The following is a 654-nucleotide window of genomic DNA, read 5'->3' as shown; positions in this document are numbered from 1 at the left end:
TTGCCGAAATAGAAAGATATATGAATTTAGATAGTATAATTATTGATGGTTGTTCTACAACTGGGAATATAGAAATAACAAGAATCTTAAAATTTAGAGAAAAAGATGTAAGTAATGTAATTGATATAGTATGCATAGTTTCAACAAAGAACTATAGAACAAAGAGATATTGTAACAAAATATATTGAAATGAGAGGATATAAATATGAATTTCTACCAAATAATGTTTATGGATTTGGGTTAAGTTTAAATGGAGAAGAATTAATAATTCCNNACTTATATGGAATATATTCTTATATAAAAGCAGATTTATTGAATTTAAAATTATATATAATGATAGATACAGAAGGAAATCTATTAATTAAAAAAAGTGGTTACTGAAGCACAATTATATTTTTATAATTTTGGATTATTTTCTTTATTTTATAAATTCTTTAGATATAAAGATAGGGATATAAAAGATTTAGAAGAATATGAAAATAGATATAGAGATAAAATTAAAGAAATAATAAGTAAGGGATTTAATGAAAGGGACTTAAATAATTTAAGAAAGGTATCTTAATGAAATAGATATTGATAAAATAACAAGAAACTTAGATAGATATATTGAAAAACATCCAGANNNTGTTTATGAAAATTTATATAATATTATTG

Annotated in this window: 1 protein-coding gene; it reads left to right on the top strand. The window is 20.8% G+C overall.

All coding sequences use genetic code 11. From position 1 onward, the window contains the following. Nucleotides 1-370 precede the first annotated feature (370 nt). Nucleotides 371-562, top strand: coding sequence for a hypothetical protein (locus LUA84_RS03310; protein ID WP_231434427.1), 192 nt, complete (start codon nucleotides 371-373; stop codon nucleotides 560-562). Nucleotides 563-654 lie beyond the last annotated feature (92 nt).

The organism is Candidatus Nanopusillus massiliensis, assembly GCF_920984865.1.
Note: the sequence above shows the minus strand (reverse complement) of the source record. Positions and strands in the feature narration are given on the sequence as shown.